This is a genomic window from Nocardia sp. N2S4-5, from assembly GCF_044628355.1.
Classification (GTDB): domain Bacteria; phylum Actinomycetota; class Actinomycetes; order Mycobacteriales; family Mycobacteriaceae; genus Nocardia; species Nocardia wallacei_B.
The window spans coordinates 2,879,410-2,895,356 of record NZ_JBIUPM010000001.1 but is presented as its reverse complement, the minus strand read 5'-3'; the positions used below and the strand labels follow the sequence as shown (position 1 = coordinate 2,895,356).

Sequence of the window (15,947 nt, the reverse complement as noted above, 5' to 3'; positions counted from 1 at the left end):
CAAACATTATCAGTAATTCCGAGCAACAGCGACCGATTCGTTATGGACTTCCCGGTCTGCATGGAGTCGGTGCGAAGGTTGCAAATGCCTTGTCTGGTAGCCGATCACGGCAAATCCACCGCACCGCCAGGCGAGTCGCGGTCGGGCGGGCGATGAGCGGCCATTCGCTCGGGCACACCCGGCGACGTGTCAACTATCGGCGAGGGCGTGCGCGACGGCCAGGTGCAGGCGCATGAGGTCCGGTTCGTCGTCTTCGATCGCCCACGCGATTTCCTCCAAGGCGCGCATGAATGCCCAGCCCCGGGCACGTTCCGGGTCGACCTCCAGGGCTCGCGCGGTGTGCCGGACGACCCGGCGGGCCTGCTCGGGCGTTGGTGCGCACTGCGTTTGGATCATGATCAGGAAGCCGGCGTCGAAGGCGGCCTCGCCCAGGTACGGCTTCGGGTCGATGAGCAACCACGGTGCACGTTCGGCGGCCAGGATATTGCCCAGATGGGTGTCGCGGTTGACGATCAGCAACGGCCCGTCCGGGACGGCGAGCGTCTCGCACCAGGTCGCCGCCCGGTCGAGCAGGGCGCGCGGAACCACCTGCGCGACTTCGGGTTCCGGGTGAATGAACCGTACCGTCCAGTCGGCGACGATGGCGGCCGCCTCCGGCAGCGCGGGAAACTCCGGGGGGATTCCGGTCGGCGGCCGCCGCAGGCGCCGATACAGCCGACCGGCCAGTTCGATCTTGTCGGCGTGCTCGGGACGACCCTCCAGGCTCGGGAAGCCGGGCTGGTGGAGCAGCGGCGTGCCCGGCCGCGCCCATTCCAGCAGCAGCGCTCCGGTGGCGGCATCGAAGTCGTACATCCGCACCGCGCCGTCGCCGCCGTAACAGAACAATCCGGCCGGTTCGCCGACATTCTCCTCGTCGACCACCGGAACCTTCAGCACCGCGACCGATCCGTCCGCGCGCCGCACCGGCGCCACGAAGGAATGCGTGCCCCCGCGAAACGAATCCCCGATCAGCTCCAGACCCCAGTCGGCGCGGAGTTTGTCCACCACCGCGGGCAACCGGCGTAACCACTGTTCACCCCGCTGTGCGAAGACGGTGCGAATTGTCGACTCGACCTCGGGCGGTAGCGCGATCGGCATCCGCCCAGCATTCCCGCCGAAGATCGGGCCGCGCAATCGAATTCTTTCGCCGCCGCATGATCTCCCCGTGATCTGCGTACGCGGGCGTGATCGGGCAGCGCCGACGGCCTTGTCGACTTAGGCTGACGGCGTGGGGAACGAGAACTTGCGGGCGTCCGACGCCGATCGCGAGAAGTATGTCGCGCGCCTGCGCCTCGCCATGGACGAGGGCCGGCTGAATCTGCCCGAATTCGACGAGCGGGTGCAGCAGGTCTATACCGCCCGGACGTACGGCGAACTGGAGCCGCTGCTGTCCGACCTGCCCGCCCAACGTCTTTCGCCACACGCCGAGCGGTCGCCCGGGAGCCGCGTGCCGACGTGGGTGCTGATCATGTGGACCCCATGGGTCTTCGTCAATCTGCTGTGCGTGGTGATCTGGCTGGCCACGGGGATGGGCTACTTCTGGCCGTTCTGGGTCGAGGTCCCCTGGGGCCTGGCGCTCTGCATCCCCACCGCCATCGGCCTCATCACCAATCGTCGCTGAAAAGAGCCGGACATGCGAACGGCCCCGGGGCATCTGCCCCGGGGCCGCTGACGACGGTGGATCAGCCCTTGTGGGTCTTGACCGCCTCGGTCAGCTGCGGCGCGACGTTGAACAGGTCGCCCACGATGCCGTAGTCGCTGATCTCGAAGATCGGCGCCTCTTCGTCCTTGTTGACGGCAACGATGGTCTTCGAGGTCTGCATACCGGCCCGGTGCTGGATCGCGCCGGAGATGCCCAGGGCGACATACAGCTGCGGCGAGACCGTCTTACCGGTCTGGCCGACCTGGAACTGGCCCGGGTAGTAGCCGGAGTCGACGGCGGCACGCGAGGCGCCGACCGCGGCGCCCAGCGCGTCGGCCAGCGGCTCGACGACCTTGTGGAAGTTGTCCTCGCTGCCGACGCCGCGACCACCGGAGACCACGATGGTGGCCTCGGTGAGTTCCGGCCGGTCGCCGCCGGCGACGGGCTCGCGGGAGGTCACCTTGGTGACGCCCTCTTCCTGCGCGGGGACCTCGAAGGTCACCTTCTCGCCGGCGCCGGCCTGCGGTGCGGCCTCGATCGCGCCCGGGCGCACCGAGATCACCGGCACGTCGCCGGTGGCCTTGTAGTCGACGGTGAAGGCGCCACCGAAGATGGAGCCGGTGACCGAGCCGTCGGACTTGACGTCGATGACATCCACCAGCAGACCCGAGCCGATGCGCGCGGCCAGGCGACCGGACACCTCCTTGCCCTCGGCGGAGGCCGCCACCAGCACGGCGGCGGGGGAGGCGGACTCGACCAGGCCGGCCAGCACGTCGACCTTCGGGGTCACCAGGAAGCCCTCGACGTCGTCGGACTCGGCGACGTAGATCTTCTCGGCGCCGGCCGCGGCCAGGGCGTCGGCCAGCTTGTCGGCGGTGCCGGCGGCGCCGAGCACGACGGCGGCCGGGCTGCCCAGCGAGCGGGCGGCGGTGAGGAGTTCGGTGGTGACCTTCTTCGGCGCACCTTCGGCGTGCTCGACGAGCACGAGTACTTCTGCCATTTGTTCTCTTCTCCTAATGAGATTCTCGTCCGGCGGTCGAAAGCCGGCGCAGCGTACGGGCGCGAATCAGATGACCTTCTGGCCGACCAGGTACTGAGCGATCTGGTTGCCGCCCTCGCCCTCGTCGACGATCTTCTCGCCCGCCGTGCGCGGCGGCTTCGGGGTGACACCGGTGACCACGGAACCCGCGTTGCCCACACCGACGGTCGACGGGTCGATGCCCAGGTCGGCCAGGGTGAAGGTCTGCACTTCCTTCTTCTTCGCGGCCATGATGCCCTTGAAGGACGGGAAGCGGGGCTCGTTGATCTTCTCGGTGACCGAGACGATGGCCGGGAGACTGGCCTCGAGCTTGAACACGCCCTCGTCGGTCTCGCGCTCGCCGGAGATCTTCTCCCCGTCGACGCTCAGCTTCCGCAGGTGGGTGAGCTGCGGGATGCCCAGGTACTCGGCGATGATGGCCGGCACCGCGCCGGAGCGGCCGTCGGTCGCCTCGTTGCCGGCGATCACCAGCTCGACGCCCTCGATCTGGCCCAGCGCACCCGCCAGGACCCACGCGGTCTGCACGGCGTCGGAGCCGTGGATGGCGTCGTCCTTGACGTGGATGGCCTTGTCGGCGCCCATGGACAGCGCCTTGCGGATGGCCTCGGTCGCGCGCTCCGGTCCCATGGCCAGCACGGTGACCTCGCCGCCCTGGGCTTCCTTGATCAGCAGCGCCTCTTCGACGGCGCGCTCGTTGATCTCGTCCAGGATCGCGTCGGCGGCCTCACGGTCGAGGGTGTAGTCACCGTCGGTCAGCTTGCGCTCGGACCAGGTGTCGGGAACCTGCTTGATCAGTACGACGATGTTCGGCATTGGTCTTCGTCGACCTCCTGTTCTGGTGGCACGTGAGGTGGGGTCGCACGATCGGGGTGGCCGTACGTCCACGAAAAGTCTTCGTGCGGGACATTACCCTACGTTAAGTTACTCGTGGGTAACTTAGGGTGTGATGTTCTGCATCACTACTCCGAACGCAGGTGTGATAGGGACAACCGCTAACGTCGGTCGAATGAGTGAGGCCGTTTTCTCCCCGGCGAACGGGGAGTCCGCCGCGGTGGATCCGCTACCCCTGACCGGTGAGCGGACGGTGCCGGGCATCGCGGAGGAGAACTACTGGTTCCGCCGCCACGAGATCGTGTACGCGCGGCTGCTGGAACGCTGCGCCGGCCGGACCGTGCTGGAGGCCGGATCGGGAGAAGGCTACGGCGCCAACATGATTGCCGGGGTGGCCGCCCGGGTGATCGGACTGGACTACGACGTGAGCGCGGTCGAGCACGTGCGCGCGGCCTATCCGCGGGTGGAGATGATCCAGGGCAACCTCGCCGAGCTGCCCTTCGACGACGGCTCGGTCGATGTGGTGGTCAATTTCCAGGTCATCGAACATCTCTGGGATCAGGCACAATTCCTGCGCGAATGCCTGCGGGTGCTGCGGCCGGGCGGTGAACTGCTGATCAGCACGCCGAACCGGATCACCTTCTCGCCGGGGCGCGACACCCCGCTCAATCCCTTCCATACCCGCGAACTGAACGCCGCCGAACTCGCGGAGTTGTTGGTGGACGCGGGTTTCCGGGTCGACCTGATGACCGGCGTGCACCACGGTCACGCGCTCGCCGCGCTGGATGCCAAGTGGGGTGGTTCGCTGATCGACGCGCAGATCCAGCGCGCGCTGGCGGGGGAGGCCTGGCCCGCGGAGCTGGCCGCCGACGTCGCCGCGGTGCGGATCGACGATTTCGCACTGACGCCCGAGGATATCGATGCGAGCCTCGATCTGGTCGCCGTCGCGGTGAAGCCTTGACCGCAGTACCCGGCCAGTTCACCCTGGTGCTGCACTCCCATCTGCCGTGGCTGGCCCATCACGGCCGCTGGCCGGTCGGCGAGGAGTGGCTGTACCAGTCCTGGGCGGCGTCCTATCTGCCCGTCGCGCGGGTGCTGAGAACCCTTGCCGCCGAAGGCCGTTCGCATCTGCTGAGTTTCGGTATCACGCCGGTGCTGGCGGCGCAGCTCGACGACCCGCACAGCCTGGCGGGCATGCATCACTGGCTGGGCAACTGGCAACTGCGCGCCGACGAGGCGGCGATGGCGGGCAATGTCGCGCTGGGCGCGCACGAGCACCGGCTGGCCGCGGCGGCGCTCGCCGATTTCGAGCGGCGCTGGCGGCACGGCGGCTCGCCGGTCTGGCGGGAGTTGATCGATGCCGAGACCATCGAGCTGCTCGGCGGTCCGCTGGCGCATCCGTTCCAGCCGCTGCTGCATCCGCGGCTGCGCGCTTTCGAGCTGACCGAGGGTCTGGCCGACGCCCGGCACCGCTGGGGGCACACCCCGTCGGGCATCTGGGCGCCGGAATGCGGTTTCACGCCGGGGATGGAGAGCGGGTACGCGGCGGCCGGTGTGACGCATTTCATGGTCGACGGTCCGGCGCTGCGCGGGGACACCACGCTGGGGCGGCCCGTGTGGGATTCGGAGGTGCTCGCCTTCGGGCGTGACCTGCAGGTCAGCTACCGGGTGTGGTCGCCGAAGTCCGGCTATCCGGGTCACGCCGCTTACCGGGACTTTCACCACTACGACCACGACACCGGTCTCAAGCCGAGCCGGGTCACGGGCAAGCAGGTCGCGGGTCCGGACAAGGCCCCGTACGACCCGGAACTGGCCGCCGCCGCGATCCGTACCGATGTCGAGGACTTCGTGGGCACCGTGCGGGAGCGGCTGCTCGCCGAGTCCGCGCGGATCGGCCGCCCCGCGCTGGTGGTGGCCGCTTTCGACACCGAACTGTTCGGGCACTGGTGGCACGAGGGTCCGCAGTGGCTCGAGCAGGTGTTGCGCGCGCTGCCCGAGGCCGGGGTCACCGTCGGCACGCTGGCCGACGCGCGGGCGCAGGGTTTCGTCGGTGAGTCCGTCCAGCTGGCGGACTCCTCGTGGGGTTCGGGCAAGGACTGGCGGGTGTGGGCCGGAGACCCGGTGCGGGACCTGGTAGAGCTGAACGCCGAGATCGTCCGGCTGACCCTGGACACGCTGGACAAGGTGCGCTCGCAGGGGCACAGCCTGCGCGATCCGGTGGCCGACCAGCTGCTGCGGGAGGCGGTGCTGACCGTGTCCAGCGACTGGGCGTTCATGGTCAGCAAGGACTCCGCGGCCGGTTACGCCCGCGACCGCGCGCACCAGCACGCGCACGCCGTGCGCGAGATCGCCGCCGCGGTCGCCGCCGGACAACTCGCCAAAGCCCGGCAGTTGGCGGCAGGATGGTACGCGGCCGACGGTTTGTTCCCGGCGCTCGACGCGCGCCGGCTCGCCGCGTCCGATACAGAAGGACCCGCATGAAGATTCTGATGGTGTCGTGGGAGTACCCGCCGGTGGTGGTCGGCGGGCTGGGCCGACACGTGCATCACCTCGCCACCGAACTGGCGAGCGCCGGGCACGAGGTCGTGGTCTTGGCACGCCGCCCGATGGGCACCGACTCCTCGACCCACCCCACCTACACCTTCATCGAGGACCGGGTGCTCGTGGTCGCCGCGGCCGAGGACCCGCCCTGTTTCGACTTCGGCGAGGACATGCTGGCGTGGACGCTGGCGATGGGCCACGCGATGGTGCGGGCCGGGATCGCGCTGAGCAAGCCGGGGATCGCCGAGGGCTGGACCCCGGACGTCGTGCACGCGCACGACTGGCTGGTCGCGCATCCGGCGATCGCCCTGGCCGAGCACTACGACGTGCCGCTGGTGTCGACCATTCACGCCACCGAGGCCGGTCGGCACAGCGGCTGGGTGTCCGGGCGGGTGAACCGGCAGGTGCATTCGGTGGAGTGGTGGCTGGCTCGCGACTCCGACGCGCTCATCACCTGCTCGGCGTCGATGCAGGACGAGGTGGAACGGCTCTACGGTCCGGAACTGTCGCCGGTGACGGTGATCCGCAACGGAATCGATGTGGGCGCGTGGAGCTTTCGCGAGCGCGCCCCGCGCTCTGGCCCGCCGAGGCTGCTCTATGTCGGGCGGCTCGAGTACGAGAAGGGCGTGCAGGACGCGATCGCCGCGCTGCCGCGCATCCGGCGGGCGCATCCCGGCGCCACGCTGACCATCGCCGGTGTCGGCACCCAGTTCGAATGGCTGCGCGAGCGCGCCCGCGCCCACCGGGTGGTGCGGGCGGTGAACTTCACCGGGCGCCTGGACCACACGGAGCTGCTGGGCTGGTTGCACGGCGCCGACGCCATCGTGCTGCCGAGCCGCTACGAGCCGTTCGGGATCGTGGCGCTCGAGGCCGCCGCCGCGGGGACGCCGCTGGTGACCTCCAACGCGGGCGGGCTCGGCGAACTCGTCATCGACGGCGTCACCGGTGCGTCGTTCGAGCCCGCCGATGTGAACGGGCTGGTCGAGGCGGTCTGTGCGGTCCTCGACGACCCGCCCACCGCCCAGGCCCGCGCGCACGCCGCCCACGCCCGTCTTACCGCCGACTTCGCCTGGGACGTCGTCGCCGCCGAGACGATCCAGGTCTACCAGGCCGCCAAACGCCGCGTCCGCAACCCGCTGGGGCGTCCGGTCGTCGTGGAACGTCCACTGCCGGAACGGGATCCGAACAACCCGTACTGAGTTTTCCGAACGCGCCGGAGTTTCCGGTGGACCGGCCGGGCGCCGTTGCCGGTGCTGGGGGCAGAATTTCGGCATGGCTGTTCCGACGACGCGCATGCTGGTGCTGGCTGTCGTGCGCATGATGCAACCCGTGCACGGTTACGACGTGCGGCGGGAGTTGCTGTCCTGGCATGCCGACAAGTGGGCGAATGTCCAACCCGGCTCGGTGTACGGCGCGCTGAAAACGATGCAGCGCGACGGGCTGATCGCCGTCGAGGGTGTGGGGCAGGACGGCGCGCGGCCCGAACGCACGACCTACCGGCTGACCGTCGAGGGCGAGAAGGTGTTCGGCGACATGCTGCGTGAGGCGCTGTGGTCCACCGAACCGCCGAAGCATTCCTACTACGCGGCCGTGTCGCTGATCCCGTACGCGCCGCGTGACGAGGTGATCGCCGCGTTGCGCAGCCGGATCCTGAAGTTCGAGGCCGACCTCGTCTATCTGGACCGCGAGGTGGAGCGCATTCTGGCCGGCAGCGGCGATCCCCGCGAGACCGAGCCCCATCATGTCGCGGACAATATGCGGCTCGCCGCCGACCATACCCGCGCAGATCTGGAGTGGTCACGAAAGACCTTGCAGCGCATAGAAAGTGGCGAACTCGACGTCTGGTCAGGGGAACCGTATAAATGATCAAGACTGAATAGTAAAGCTTGACTATTCAGGCCGTCGTTTCTACCGTTACCGGCATGGAAACGACGGCTACGGTTCGTGGCCACACCCGTACCTCGGTGATCCGAGTTCGGGGGCTGGCCAGAACATTTCAGACGAAGGCGGGTCCGGTCGAGGCGGTGGCGGGCGTCGATTTCGACGTCCACGACGGCGAGATCGTCGGACTGCTCGGCCCCAACGGGGCCGGTAAGACCACGACGCTGCGCATGCTCAGTACGCTGATCGCGCCCACCGCGGGCGAGGCGACGATCGCCGACGCGCCGCTGCGTGGCGAACCGCGGACGGTGCGCTCGCGCATCGGCTACGTCGCGCAGGGCGGCTCGACCAACGAGGCCGAACTCGTGATCGACGAATTGGTCTTGCAGGCAAGGCTTTTCGGGCTCGACAAGGCCGCCGCGCGGCGCAATGCGGAGGCGCTGCTGGGCGCGCTGGACCTCGACGGGCTCGGCGGCCGCAAGTGCGGTCAGCTCTCCGGCGGTCAGCGTCGCCGCGTCGATATCGCTCTCGGGCTGGTGCACGGGCCGCGGCTGATCTACCTGGACGAGCCGACCACGGGGCTCGATCCGCAGAGCCGCGCCAACCTCTGGGAGCACATCCGCGCGCTGCGGGCGCGGGGCACCACCATCGTGCTCACCACCCACTACCTCGAGGAGGCCGACGCGCTGTGCGATCGCATCCTCGTCATGGACCACGGCCGGATCGTCGCCGAGGGCGCGCCGGACGAACTCAAGCGCCGCATCTCCGGCGATGTCGTGAGCATCGAAATAGCCAGTGCGAGAGCGGATCTCGCGCTGGAGGTGGCCGAATCGGTGCTCGACGTGCGATCGCGGGTGCGGGCCGAGGGCGCCGGGGTGACGGTGCTGCACCTGACGGTCGAGCGTGGCGACGCCGCGGTGGTGCCGCTGCTGCGCGCGCTGGACGAGCACGGCATCGCCGCCGACGCGCTGACCGTCAAGCGCCCCAGCCTCGACGACGTGTTCCTGACCATCACCGGGCGTTCACTGCGAGAGACGAGCCGATCATGACATTCCTGCGCGACACCGGACTGATCTTCTGGTCCCAGCTGCGCTCCAACCTGCGCAATCCGGTCTGGGTGCTGATCGGGCTGTCGCAGCCCGTGTTGTATCTGGTGCTGTTCGGTCCGCTCGTGAAGGGCATCGCCCCGTCGCTCGGGCCGGGCGCGGATCCGTGGGAGGTGCTGACTCCGGCGCTGGTCATCCAGATCGGGTTGTTCGGGGCGATCTACGTCGGCTTCGGCCTCGTCATGGAATTGCGCGCGGGAGTCGTGGAGCGGCAACGGGTTACGCCCGCGAGCCGCGCGGCGCTGCTGCTGGGGCGGGTGGTCAAGGACATGGTGGTGCTGATCGTGCAGGCGCTGCTGCTCGTCGCGGTGGCGGCGCTGGCGTTCGGGCTGCGGCCCGATCCGCTGGGGCTGCTGCTGTCGGTGCTGCTGATCGCGGTGATGGGGGCGGGCCTGGCGGCGGCCTCCTACGCGGTGGGTCTGTGGGCGCGCTCGGAGGACACGCTCGCCTCGATCCTCAACACGCTGTCGGTGCCGCTGATGCTGCTGTCGGGCATTCTGCTGCCGCTCAGTGTCGGTCCGACGTGGTTGCAGACCATCGGGAAGGTGAACCCGTTCTCGCACACCGTCGAGGCGGCGCGGGCCTTATTCCGTGGTGATCTCGGCGCCTCGGAGGTCTACTGGGGGACCGGCCTCACGCTGGCGGTGGCGCTGGTGCTGCTGGTACTCGGCGCCCGCGGCTTCGCCCGCGAGAACGCCTGAATCTCATGACCGGCGGCGCTGTCGGGATGCGGCGCGGTCCAGTTGTGCAGCAGGCAAACTGAGCGAACCCGGCGCATCGGGACGGTGAACGGCGAGTGTGACCGCCGTCTCGTTCACCGGACTGGCATCGGCCGGACACGCGATGGTAGCCGCGACGCCGATTCGGACTGGCTTCATCGGGACATGACAACAATGTCCGTGCTGACAGCGCCGGCCCGCACGACGGACACGGGGGTGGAGCCGCCGCGGTACTCGCTGGTCGTCTCCTCCGACGCGGAGCACCGCCGGGCGGCACAGCGGCTGCGTTACCGCGTGTTCGCCGCCGAGCCCGGATTCCACATCCCCGAGAGCGCCGACGGACTGGACGCCGACCGCTTCGACGAATACTGCGACCACCTGCTGGTGCGCGACGACCCGACCGGCGAATTCGTCGGCTGCTACCGGATGTTGCCGCCGCATCAGGTCGCGGCCGCGGGCGGCTACTACAGCGCCACCGAATTCGACCTGGCCGCAATGGATCCCGAGGGGCGGCGGATCGTGGAGATGGGCCGCGCCTGCGTGGTCCCCGAGCACCGCAACGGTTCCACGCTGACCCTGATGTGGGCGGGCATCCTGCACTACATCCAGCTCACCGGTTACGACTGGGTGATGGGCTGCGTGTCGGTGCCGATGCAGGACAGTCCCGGCGATCCCGCCGGTGTCAACGTGCGCGGCGTCCGGGATCTGTTGCTGGACAAGCACGGCGGCGATCCGGCCCGCAGGGTGCGGCCCTATCGCCCGGTGGTCGTGGACGGGCGCCCGCTCGACGAGTTGCCGGCGCCCGCGCGCCCGAAACTTCCGCCGCTGTTGCGCGGCTACCTCCGGCTGGGTGCGGAGATCTGCGGCGAGCCCGCGCACGATCCGGACTTCGGCGTCGCGGATTTCGTGGCGCTGCTCGGCCTGGAAACCATCAACCGGCGCTACCTGGACCGCTTACAGAGCGCCGCGAACACCTTCGACGAACGGTGAGATAGATGCCCGCTCTGGTTGCGCCCGGAACCTCCGCGCTGTCGTGCCCACCGGCGGCCCCCGTGCATGCCTGGATGCCGTCGAGCCCGTGCGGGCCCCGCTGCGTCGACGTGCCTGACGCGGCCGGGACCGTGCGGATGGCGGTGCGCGTGGCGAGTGTGTTCGCGCTGCTGGCCAGTTTTCCCGTGATCAATCTGGCCACCCCGCGTAGTCGGCGCACCGGGCTGCACAAGCGCTATGCCCGAATGGCATTGCGGTGCTGCGGAATAGGTTTGCGGATCGTCGATCAGCGCGTCGGGGCACCGGCGGGACCGCGCGCGGCCGGCGGCGGGCCACGCGCAGCTGATGAGGGGCTGCTCGTGGTCGCCGGTCATGTCGGATGGACCGATGTGCTGGCACTGGCGGCGGTGCGGCCGATGGGGTTCGTGGCGCGGGCGGACCTCATCGACTGGCCCGTGCTGGGCAGGCTCGCTCGCCTGATGCGGGTGATCCCGATCGAGCGGGAACGCTTGCGGCAGTTGCCCGAGGTGATCGCGACGATGTCGCAGCGGTTGTCGGCAGGGGAGCGGGTCGCCGTGTTCCCCGAGGGCACCACCTGGTGCGGCCGGGCGCACGGCCGCCTGCGGCCCGCCCTGTTCCAGGCGGCGCTGGACTCCGGCGCGCCCGTGCAGCCGATCCGGGTGCGGTACCTCGACCGCGACGGCGAGCTGTCGACGGTGCCGGGTTTCGTCGGCCTGGACACCTTCGTCGATTCCGCCCGCCGCGTGTTGCGCTCCAAGGGCGTCGTCGCCGAGATCGTTCTCCTTCCCCTCGAGCATCCCGGCCCCGACCGCCACGAACTGGCCCGGCGATGCGAGCGCGCGATCCGCGGCCGGGAAACCGTCGACATCGACGCCCACGCGACCGCGGTCGGCACCGGCCCCACCCGCGACATCGTGCCGGACCGAACGGCCGAACCCGCCTTGCCCGCACGGTAACCGCGCCGTCCACCGGAGTGCGGTCGATGCCCGACGGCTTCGGCTCAGCGGCGAATGTCTGTCTTGCCCAACGGAAGCCGCGGGTCGACGGGCATATCACGCCAGGTGTCGCGGAGCCAGGCGTGGGCCGGGTCGTCGCAGCTGCGCCAGGCGCGTTCGGGGCCCGACATGATGTTGAGGTAGTACATATGGTGGCCGGGGGCGGCGATGGACGGGCCGTGGTAGCCGTGCGGTACCAGCACCACGTCGCCGGTGCGGACCTCCTCGAGGACATTGATCGGTCGAGTGGCCGTCCCGTACACGCGGTGGTAGCCGAAGCCGGGGGAACCTCCTGCACCCGAGGCGAATTCGAAGTAGTAGATCTCCTCCAGCGGCGTCTCGTGCTCGGAGTGCTCGTCGTGCTTGTGCGCGGGATACGACGACCAGTTGCCGCCCGGCGTGAGCACCTCGCAGGCGAGCAGGGCATCGGCGTCGAACGTGTCGGCCATCGCGAAATTGTGCACCTGGCGGCTGGCGTTGCCCGCGCCGCGCAGCTCCACCGCGACGCCCGCGGCCGGCACGTATCGGAACGGCAGCGACCGCCGGGCCACCGCGCCACCGAGGGCGATCCGGCCGGTACCGGAGACGGTGTAGTCGCTGTCGCGGCCGATATACGCGAAGTCGGTGGGACCGTCGAAAACGCTGCTGCGGCCGGATAATTCGTGCGCCTCGCCGTCACAGGACACCAGGAACGATCCGGACAGCGGCACCACCACGATCTCGTCTTCGCCGCTGTGCGCCCGAAGCGACTGTCCCGCGGCCAGTTCGGCGACGTGCAGGCTGCAATGGTCCCAACCGGCGGATTCCCGGGTGACCGATACGGTGTACGGGGCGGCGGCACTGCCCGCCGGAAGGTAATACCTGCTGCTCATCGCGGTCACCGCACCAGCGATACGGCGGTGTCGACGGCCCGGGCGACATCGCCGTCGCGCGGATACAACAGGGCGCGGCCCACGACCAGACCCCGCACCCCCGGCAGCGCAAGGGCCTCCGCCCACCGCGCGTAGGTCTGCTCGGGCGCGGACTGCGGGTCGCCGCCCAGCAGCAGCGTGGGCAGGGTGGTGGCGTCCACGACCCGCGCCATGTCCTCGACGACGGGCAGCTTCAACCAGGTGTAGGCGGACGTCGACCCGAGACCCTGTGCCAAGTGAATGCTCTTGATGACCGCGTCCGGGGACAGGTCGTTGACGACCGCGGTGCCCGGACCGCCCGGCCGCGTCGACAGGAACGGCTCCACCAGGGCGACCAGGCCGAGGGCGGCGAGGTCGTCGATCGCGGCGGCGCACGCCGTCATAGTCGACAGTGTGCCCGGGTCGGTCAGGTCGAATCGGTTGAGCATCTTCGCGCCGTTGAGTCCGGCGGCCGCGGTGGCGCGGGCGGTGTAGCCGGTCATCCGGTCGTCGAGTTCGAAGGTGGCTCCGGCGAGGCCGCCGCGGTTCATGGAGGTGAACACGACCTTGTCCTCCAGCGCGCCGAGTAATAGCAGGTCCTCGATGATGTCGGCGGTGCCCAGCACGCCGTCCACCCCGGGCCGCCGCAGCGCCGTCACCAATCGGCCGAGTAGATCGGTGCGGCTGTTCATCGCGAACGGGTCGCCCGCCGCCGACAGCGCCCCGCGCGCGGGATGGTCGGCGGCGATGATCATCAGGCGCCCGTCGCCCCGCACCAGTGGTCGGCGGCGGCGCTCGGCGAAGGCGCGAGCGACGGCGCCCGGATCGGCCGCCCGCAGGTCGGTCAGCTCGGCGGGGGTACGCACCGGGGTCGCCGGTGGTCTCGTCCGATCGATGGTTTCGGTCACTGCGGGCCCTTCCGGTCGGCCACGGCGCGAGCGGCATGTGTCAGGACATAATTACCCACTGACATATTGACCTGAATCGAATCCTTGCGCGCCGCCGGAGTTCACATCGCCTTCGACGCCGGTACCGTGGCTGTATGTCCGAGGTGGTCGTGGTGGCACTGATCGGAGTGTTTGTGGCGGGGGCCTTGATGTTGCGCTGGTGTAATCGGGATCGGTCCGAGGACAACGGGTTCGAGGATGGCGCGGATCAGCCGAGTACGAAGTAGCGGAGCCATAGGTAGGGGGCGGCGATGGTGATGGTGATCGCTGTGACCACGGCGCCCTTGCGGGTGAATTCCCAGAACGAGATCGGGGTGTCGGCGCGTTTGGCGATGCCGAGCATCACGACATTGGCGCTGGCGCCGACGGCGGTGAGGTTGCCGCCGAAGTCCGCGCCCGCGGCCAGCGCCCACCACAGGGCGTGGCCGTGTTCTTCCATGCCGCCGGCGAGTTCGGCCACCAGCGGGCTCATCGTGGCGACGTAGGGAATATTGTCGATGACCCCGGACAGCACCGCGGACACCACGAGAATGAGCATGGTAGCCACCAGTGCGTTGCCGCCGGTGGCCGCGACGGCGTGCCGGGAAAGATTCTCGATCACACCGGTTTTCACCAGCGCGCCGATCATGACGAACAGTCCGGCGAAGAACAACAGCATGTCCCACTCGACGGCCGACAGGAACTCCTCTTGTGGCACTCCGGAAACCAGCACGAGGATCCCCGCGCCGAGCAGCGCGACCACCGAGGGGTCGATGTGGAACAGCGAGTGCCCGATGAACCCGGCGAACACCGCGGCCAGCACGAGGCCGCATTTGATCAGTAGTCCGCGGTCGCGGATGGCTTCGCGTTCGTTCAGCGCCATGATGTCCGCGGCGCGGTCGGGATCGACGGTGAAGCTGCCGCGGAACAGCCACGGCAGCACCAGCGTGAACACCGCCAGCTCCACCAGCACGAGCGGGGCCATGTGGACGAGGAAGTCGTTGAATGTCAACCCGGCCCGGCTGCCGATGATGATGTTGGGCGGGTCCCCGATCAGGGTGGCGGCGCCGCCGATATTGGCGGCGAGAACCTCGGCGATCAGGAACGGCGACGGGTTGATGTCGAGACGATCGCACACCAGCAGCGTCACCGGCGCGATCAGCAGCACGGTGGTCACATTGTCGAGAAAGGCCGACGCCACCGCCGTGATGAGGGTCAGCAGGATCATCACCCGCAGCGGAGAACCCTTGGCGCGCTTGGCGGCCCAGATCGCGGTGTACTCGAAGACGCCGGTCTGCCGCAGTATCCCGACGATGATCATCATCCCGAGCAGCAGGAAGATGACGTCCCAGTCGATCCCGGTCTCGTGGGAGAAGAAGCTGTCGGCCGACCCCACCACGCCGAGCGCCAGCACGATCGCGGCACCGCCGAGCGCGGCGGTCGTCTTGTGGATGCGTTCGGTGGCGATCAGCGCGTAGGCGACGACGAAAACGGCGACCGCGAGGACGACATTCACAGCGCGCCCCGACGGTGCGGCGTGGTCAGTGGTGGTGCAGTGTCGCCGCCAGCAGGCGCGAAGCGGTGATGACTCCGATCAGTTCGGCGTCCTTCATGACCGCGACCAGCGGGCTGCGGTACTGCGACATGGTGGCCGCCACCTCGAGGATGGTGTCGTCGGCCTTCGCCGCGGGCACCTTGATCAACCGCTCGGGAATGACGTCGCGGACCTTCTTGCCACGCAGCTTCGTCACCATCCGATCGCAGGTCGATTCGTCGATCACCCCGGCCAGTGACGGATCGTCCTGCACGTACCGCGGCACCAGGAACCGCACGACCTGCGAGGCCGGAAGTACCGCTTCGGGCCGCCCGTCGGCCGTGGTGACCAGGATGCCGGGCAGTCGGTGCTCGGCCAGCAGTCGTGCGGCATCCAGCGCGTCGGTGTCCATGGTGACCACCGGATATTCCTCGGCTATCTGCGATGCGTGCACACCCGCAGGATACGACGACGCCGGTGCTGATCGCTCGAACGAAATCCGTCAAGATCACTTCGGTGACTGGCATCGGTCGCTCCCAGCGTCGGATCCACGTCGCCCGAGATCTCGGGCCACGTTCGCCGACCAGACTTCCCGGCACACCGCCAGTAAAGATGCCGTAAAGGTGGTGCTCACGGCAACCCGACGCTCCGGTGGAGCCCTCAGCGGTGCACTCTCACCTACCCGTCCCGACCGATTTCGACATCGACGACCACGCCGTAGTGGTCACTCGGGTGGACACCATCGGTGGGCTGGTCGAAAGCCAGTGTCGCGGAGCGGATCTCGCAGCGGGCG

At 69.1% G+C, this 15,947-nt stretch carries 16 protein-coding genes; 9 read left to right on the top strand and 7 right to left on the bottom strand.

Annotation, left to right across the window (positions count from 1 at the left end; all coding sequences use genetic code 11):
- Nucleotides 1-189 precede the first annotated feature (189 nt).
- Nucleotides 190-1,137 carry an aminoglycoside phosphotransferase family protein gene (locus ACFMRZ_RS12975; protein ID WP_400179347.1) on the bottom strand — a complete coding sequence of 316 codons (948 nt, stop codon included), beginning with the start codon at nucleotides 1,135-1,137 and terminating at the stop codon, nucleotides 190-192.
- A gap of 130 nt (nucleotides 1,138-1,267) precedes the next feature.
- Here ACFMRZ_RS12975 and ACFMRZ_RS12970 point away from each other — a divergent pair, with 130 nt between their 5' ends.
- Entirely contained in the window at nucleotides 1,268-1,660 is a 393-nt protein-coding gene (locus ACFMRZ_RS12970) for a DUF1707 domain-containing protein (RefSeq protein ID WP_400179346.1), read from the top strand.
- A gap of 61 nt (nucleotides 1,661-1,721) precedes the next feature.
- Here the strand turns inward: ACFMRZ_RS12970 and ACFMRZ_RS12965 are convergent, their stop codons facing one another.
- Together ACFMRZ_RS12965 and ACFMRZ_RS12960 are read right to left on the bottom strand one after the other, a co-directional pair.
- Nucleotides 1,722-2,681 carry an electron transfer flavoprotein subunit alpha/FixB family protein gene (locus ACFMRZ_RS12965; RefSeq protein ID WP_400179345.1) on the bottom strand — a complete coding sequence of 320 codons (960 nt, stop codon included), beginning with the start codon at nucleotides 2,679-2,681 and terminating at the stop codon, nucleotides 1,722-1,724.
- A gap of 66 nt (nucleotides 2,682-2,747) precedes the next feature.
- Nucleotides 2,748-3,533, bottom strand: coding sequence for an electron transfer flavoprotein subunit beta/FixA family protein (locus tag ACFMRZ_RS12960; protein ID WP_280275570.1), 786 nt, complete (start codon nucleotides 3,531-3,533; stop codon nucleotides 2,748-2,750).
- Nucleotides 3,534-3,726: 193 nt separating this feature from the next.
- Here ACFMRZ_RS12960 and ACFMRZ_RS12955 point away from each other — a divergent pair, with 193 nt between their 5' ends.
- The 8 genes from ACFMRZ_RS12955 to ACFMRZ_RS12920 all read left to right on the top strand — a co-directional run bounded on the left by ACFMRZ_RS12955 (nucleotide 3,727) and on the right by ACFMRZ_RS12920 (nucleotide 11,765).
- Nucleotides 3,727-4,512, top strand: coding sequence for a class I SAM-dependent methyltransferase (locus ACFMRZ_RS12955; RefSeq protein ID WP_400179344.1), 786 nt, complete (start codon nucleotides 3,727-3,729; stop codon nucleotides 4,510-4,512).
- Complete coding sequence (locus ACFMRZ_RS12950; RefSeq protein WP_400179343.1) at nucleotides 4,509-6,032, top strand: 1,4-alpha-glucan branching protein domain-containing protein; 1,524 nt, start codon at nucleotides 4,509-4,511, stop codon at nucleotides 6,030-6,032. Before ACFMRZ_RS12955 ends, ACFMRZ_RS12950 begins: the two co-directional genes overlap by 4 nt.
- Nucleotides 6,029-7,291 carry a glycosyltransferase family 4 protein gene (locus tag ACFMRZ_RS12945; RefSeq protein ID WP_280275573.1) on the top strand — a complete coding sequence of 421 codons (1,263 nt, stop codon included), beginning with the start codon at nucleotides 6,029-6,031 and terminating at the stop codon, nucleotides 7,289-7,291. The genes ACFMRZ_RS12950 and ACFMRZ_RS12945 overlap by 4 nt, the downstream gene beginning before the upstream one ends.
- Nucleotides 7,292-7,364: 73 nt before the next feature.
- Complete coding sequence (locus ACFMRZ_RS12940; RefSeq protein ID WP_400179342.1) at nucleotides 7,365-7,958, top strand: PadR family transcriptional regulator; 594 nt, start codon at nucleotides 7,365-7,367, stop codon at nucleotides 7,956-7,958.
- Between the two features lie 56 nt (nucleotides 7,959-8,014).
- Nucleotides 8,015-9,022, top strand: coding sequence for an ATP-binding cassette domain-containing protein (locus tag ACFMRZ_RS12935; protein ID WP_400179341.1), 1,008 nt, complete (start codon nucleotides 8,015-8,017; stop codon nucleotides 9,020-9,022).
- Nucleotides 9,019-9,780 carry an ABC transporter permease gene (locus ACFMRZ_RS12930; RefSeq protein ID WP_400179340.1) on the top strand — a complete coding sequence of 254 codons (762 nt, stop codon included), beginning with the start codon at nucleotides 9,019-9,021 and terminating at the stop codon, nucleotides 9,778-9,780. Before ACFMRZ_RS12935 ends, ACFMRZ_RS12930 begins: the two co-directional genes overlap by 4 nt.
- 183 nt (nucleotides 9,781-9,963) lie before the next feature.
- Nucleotides 9,964-10,788, top strand: coding sequence for a GNAT family N-acetyltransferase (locus ACFMRZ_RS12925; RefSeq protein ID WP_400179339.1), 825 nt, complete (start codon nucleotides 9,964-9,966; stop codon nucleotides 10,786-10,788).
- A 5-nt stretch (nucleotides 10,789-10,793) separates the two neighbouring features.
- On the top strand, nucleotides 10,794-11,765 hold the full coding sequence (locus ACFMRZ_RS12920; protein WP_400179338.1) for a lysophospholipid acyltransferase family protein: 972 nt from the start codon (nucleotides 10,794-10,796) through the stop codon (nucleotides 11,763-11,765).
- A 44-nt stretch (nucleotides 11,766-11,809) separates the two neighbouring features.
- On the opposite strand, the gene iolB is transcribed toward ACFMRZ_RS12920, so the two are convergent.
- The 4 genes from iolB to ACFMRZ_RS12900 form a co-directional block, all read right to left on the bottom strand.
- Complete coding sequence (gene iolB / locus ACFMRZ_RS12915) at nucleotides 11,810-12,676, bottom strand: 5-deoxy-glucuronate isomerase (protein WP_400179337.1); 867 nt, start codon at nucleotides 12,674-12,676, stop codon at nucleotides 11,810-11,812.
- Nucleotides 12,677-12,681: 5 nt separating this feature from the next.
- Nucleotides 12,682-13,602: an aldolase gene (locus ACFMRZ_RS12910; RefSeq protein WP_400179336.1), complete on the bottom strand. Its 921-nt coding sequence runs from the start codon at nucleotides 13,600-13,602 to the stop codon at nucleotides 12,682-12,684.
- 247 nt (nucleotides 13,603-13,849) lie between these two features.
- Nucleotides 13,850-15,136: an ArsB/NhaD family transporter gene (locus ACFMRZ_RS12905; protein ID WP_400179335.1), complete on the bottom strand. Its 1,287-nt coding sequence runs from the start codon at nucleotides 15,134-15,136 to the stop codon at nucleotides 13,850-13,852.
- A 25-nt stretch (nucleotides 15,137-15,161) separates the two neighbouring features.
- Nucleotides 15,162-15,608, bottom strand: a complete 447-nt coding sequence (locus ACFMRZ_RS12900; RefSeq protein ID WP_400179334.1) for a CBS domain-containing protein — start codon at nucleotides 15,606-15,608, stop codon at nucleotides 15,162-15,164.
- Between the last annotated feature and the right edge of the window lie 339 nt (nucleotides 15,609-15,947).

Bases quoted from the DNA above. Each gene is read 5' to 3' on its own strand.
- ACFMRZ_RS12960 (WP_280275570.1), bottom strand. From the start codon at position 3,533: ATGCCGAACATCGTCGTACTGATCAAGCAGGTTCCCGACACCTGGTCC.
- ACFMRZ_RS12965 (WP_400179345.1), bottom strand. From the start codon at position 2,681: ATGGCAGAAGTACTCGTGCTCGTCGAGCACGCCGAAGGTGCGCCGAAG.
- ACFMRZ_RS12940 (WP_400179342.1), top strand. From the start codon at position 7,365: ATGGCTGTTCCGACGACGCGCATGCTGGTGCTGGCTGTCGTGCGCATG.
- ACFMRZ_RS12920 (WP_400179338.1), top strand. From the start codon at position 10,794: ATGCCCGCTCTGGTTGCGCCCGGAACCTCCGCGCTGTCGTGCCCACCG.
- ACFMRZ_RS12945 (WP_280275573.1), top strand. From the start codon at position 6,029: ATGAAGATTCTGATGGTGTCGTGGGAGTACCCGCCGGTGGTGGTCGGC.
- ACFMRZ_RS12925 (WP_400179339.1), top strand. From the start codon at position 9,964: ATGACAACAATGTCCGTGCTGACAGCGCCGGCCCGCACGACGGACACG.
- ACFMRZ_RS12935 (WP_400179341.1), top strand. From the start codon at position 8,015: ATGGAAACGACGGCTACGGTTCGTGGCCACACCCGTACCTCGGTGATC.
- ACFMRZ_RS12975 (WP_400179347.1), bottom strand. From the start codon at position 1,137: ATGCCGATCGCGCTACCGCCCGAGGTCGAGTCGACAATTCGCACCGTC.
- ACFMRZ_RS12955 (WP_400179344.1), top strand. From the start codon at position 3,727: ATGAGTGAGGCCGTTTTCTCCCCGGCGAACGGGGAGTCCGCCGCGGTG.
- ACFMRZ_RS12930 (WP_400179340.1), top strand. From the start codon at position 9,019: ATGACATTCCTGCGCGACACCGGACTGATCTTCTGGTCCCAGCTGCGC.
- iolB (WP_400179337.1), bottom strand. From the start codon at position 12,676: ATGAGCAGCAGGTATTACCTTCCGGCGGGCAGTGCCGCCGCCCCGTAC.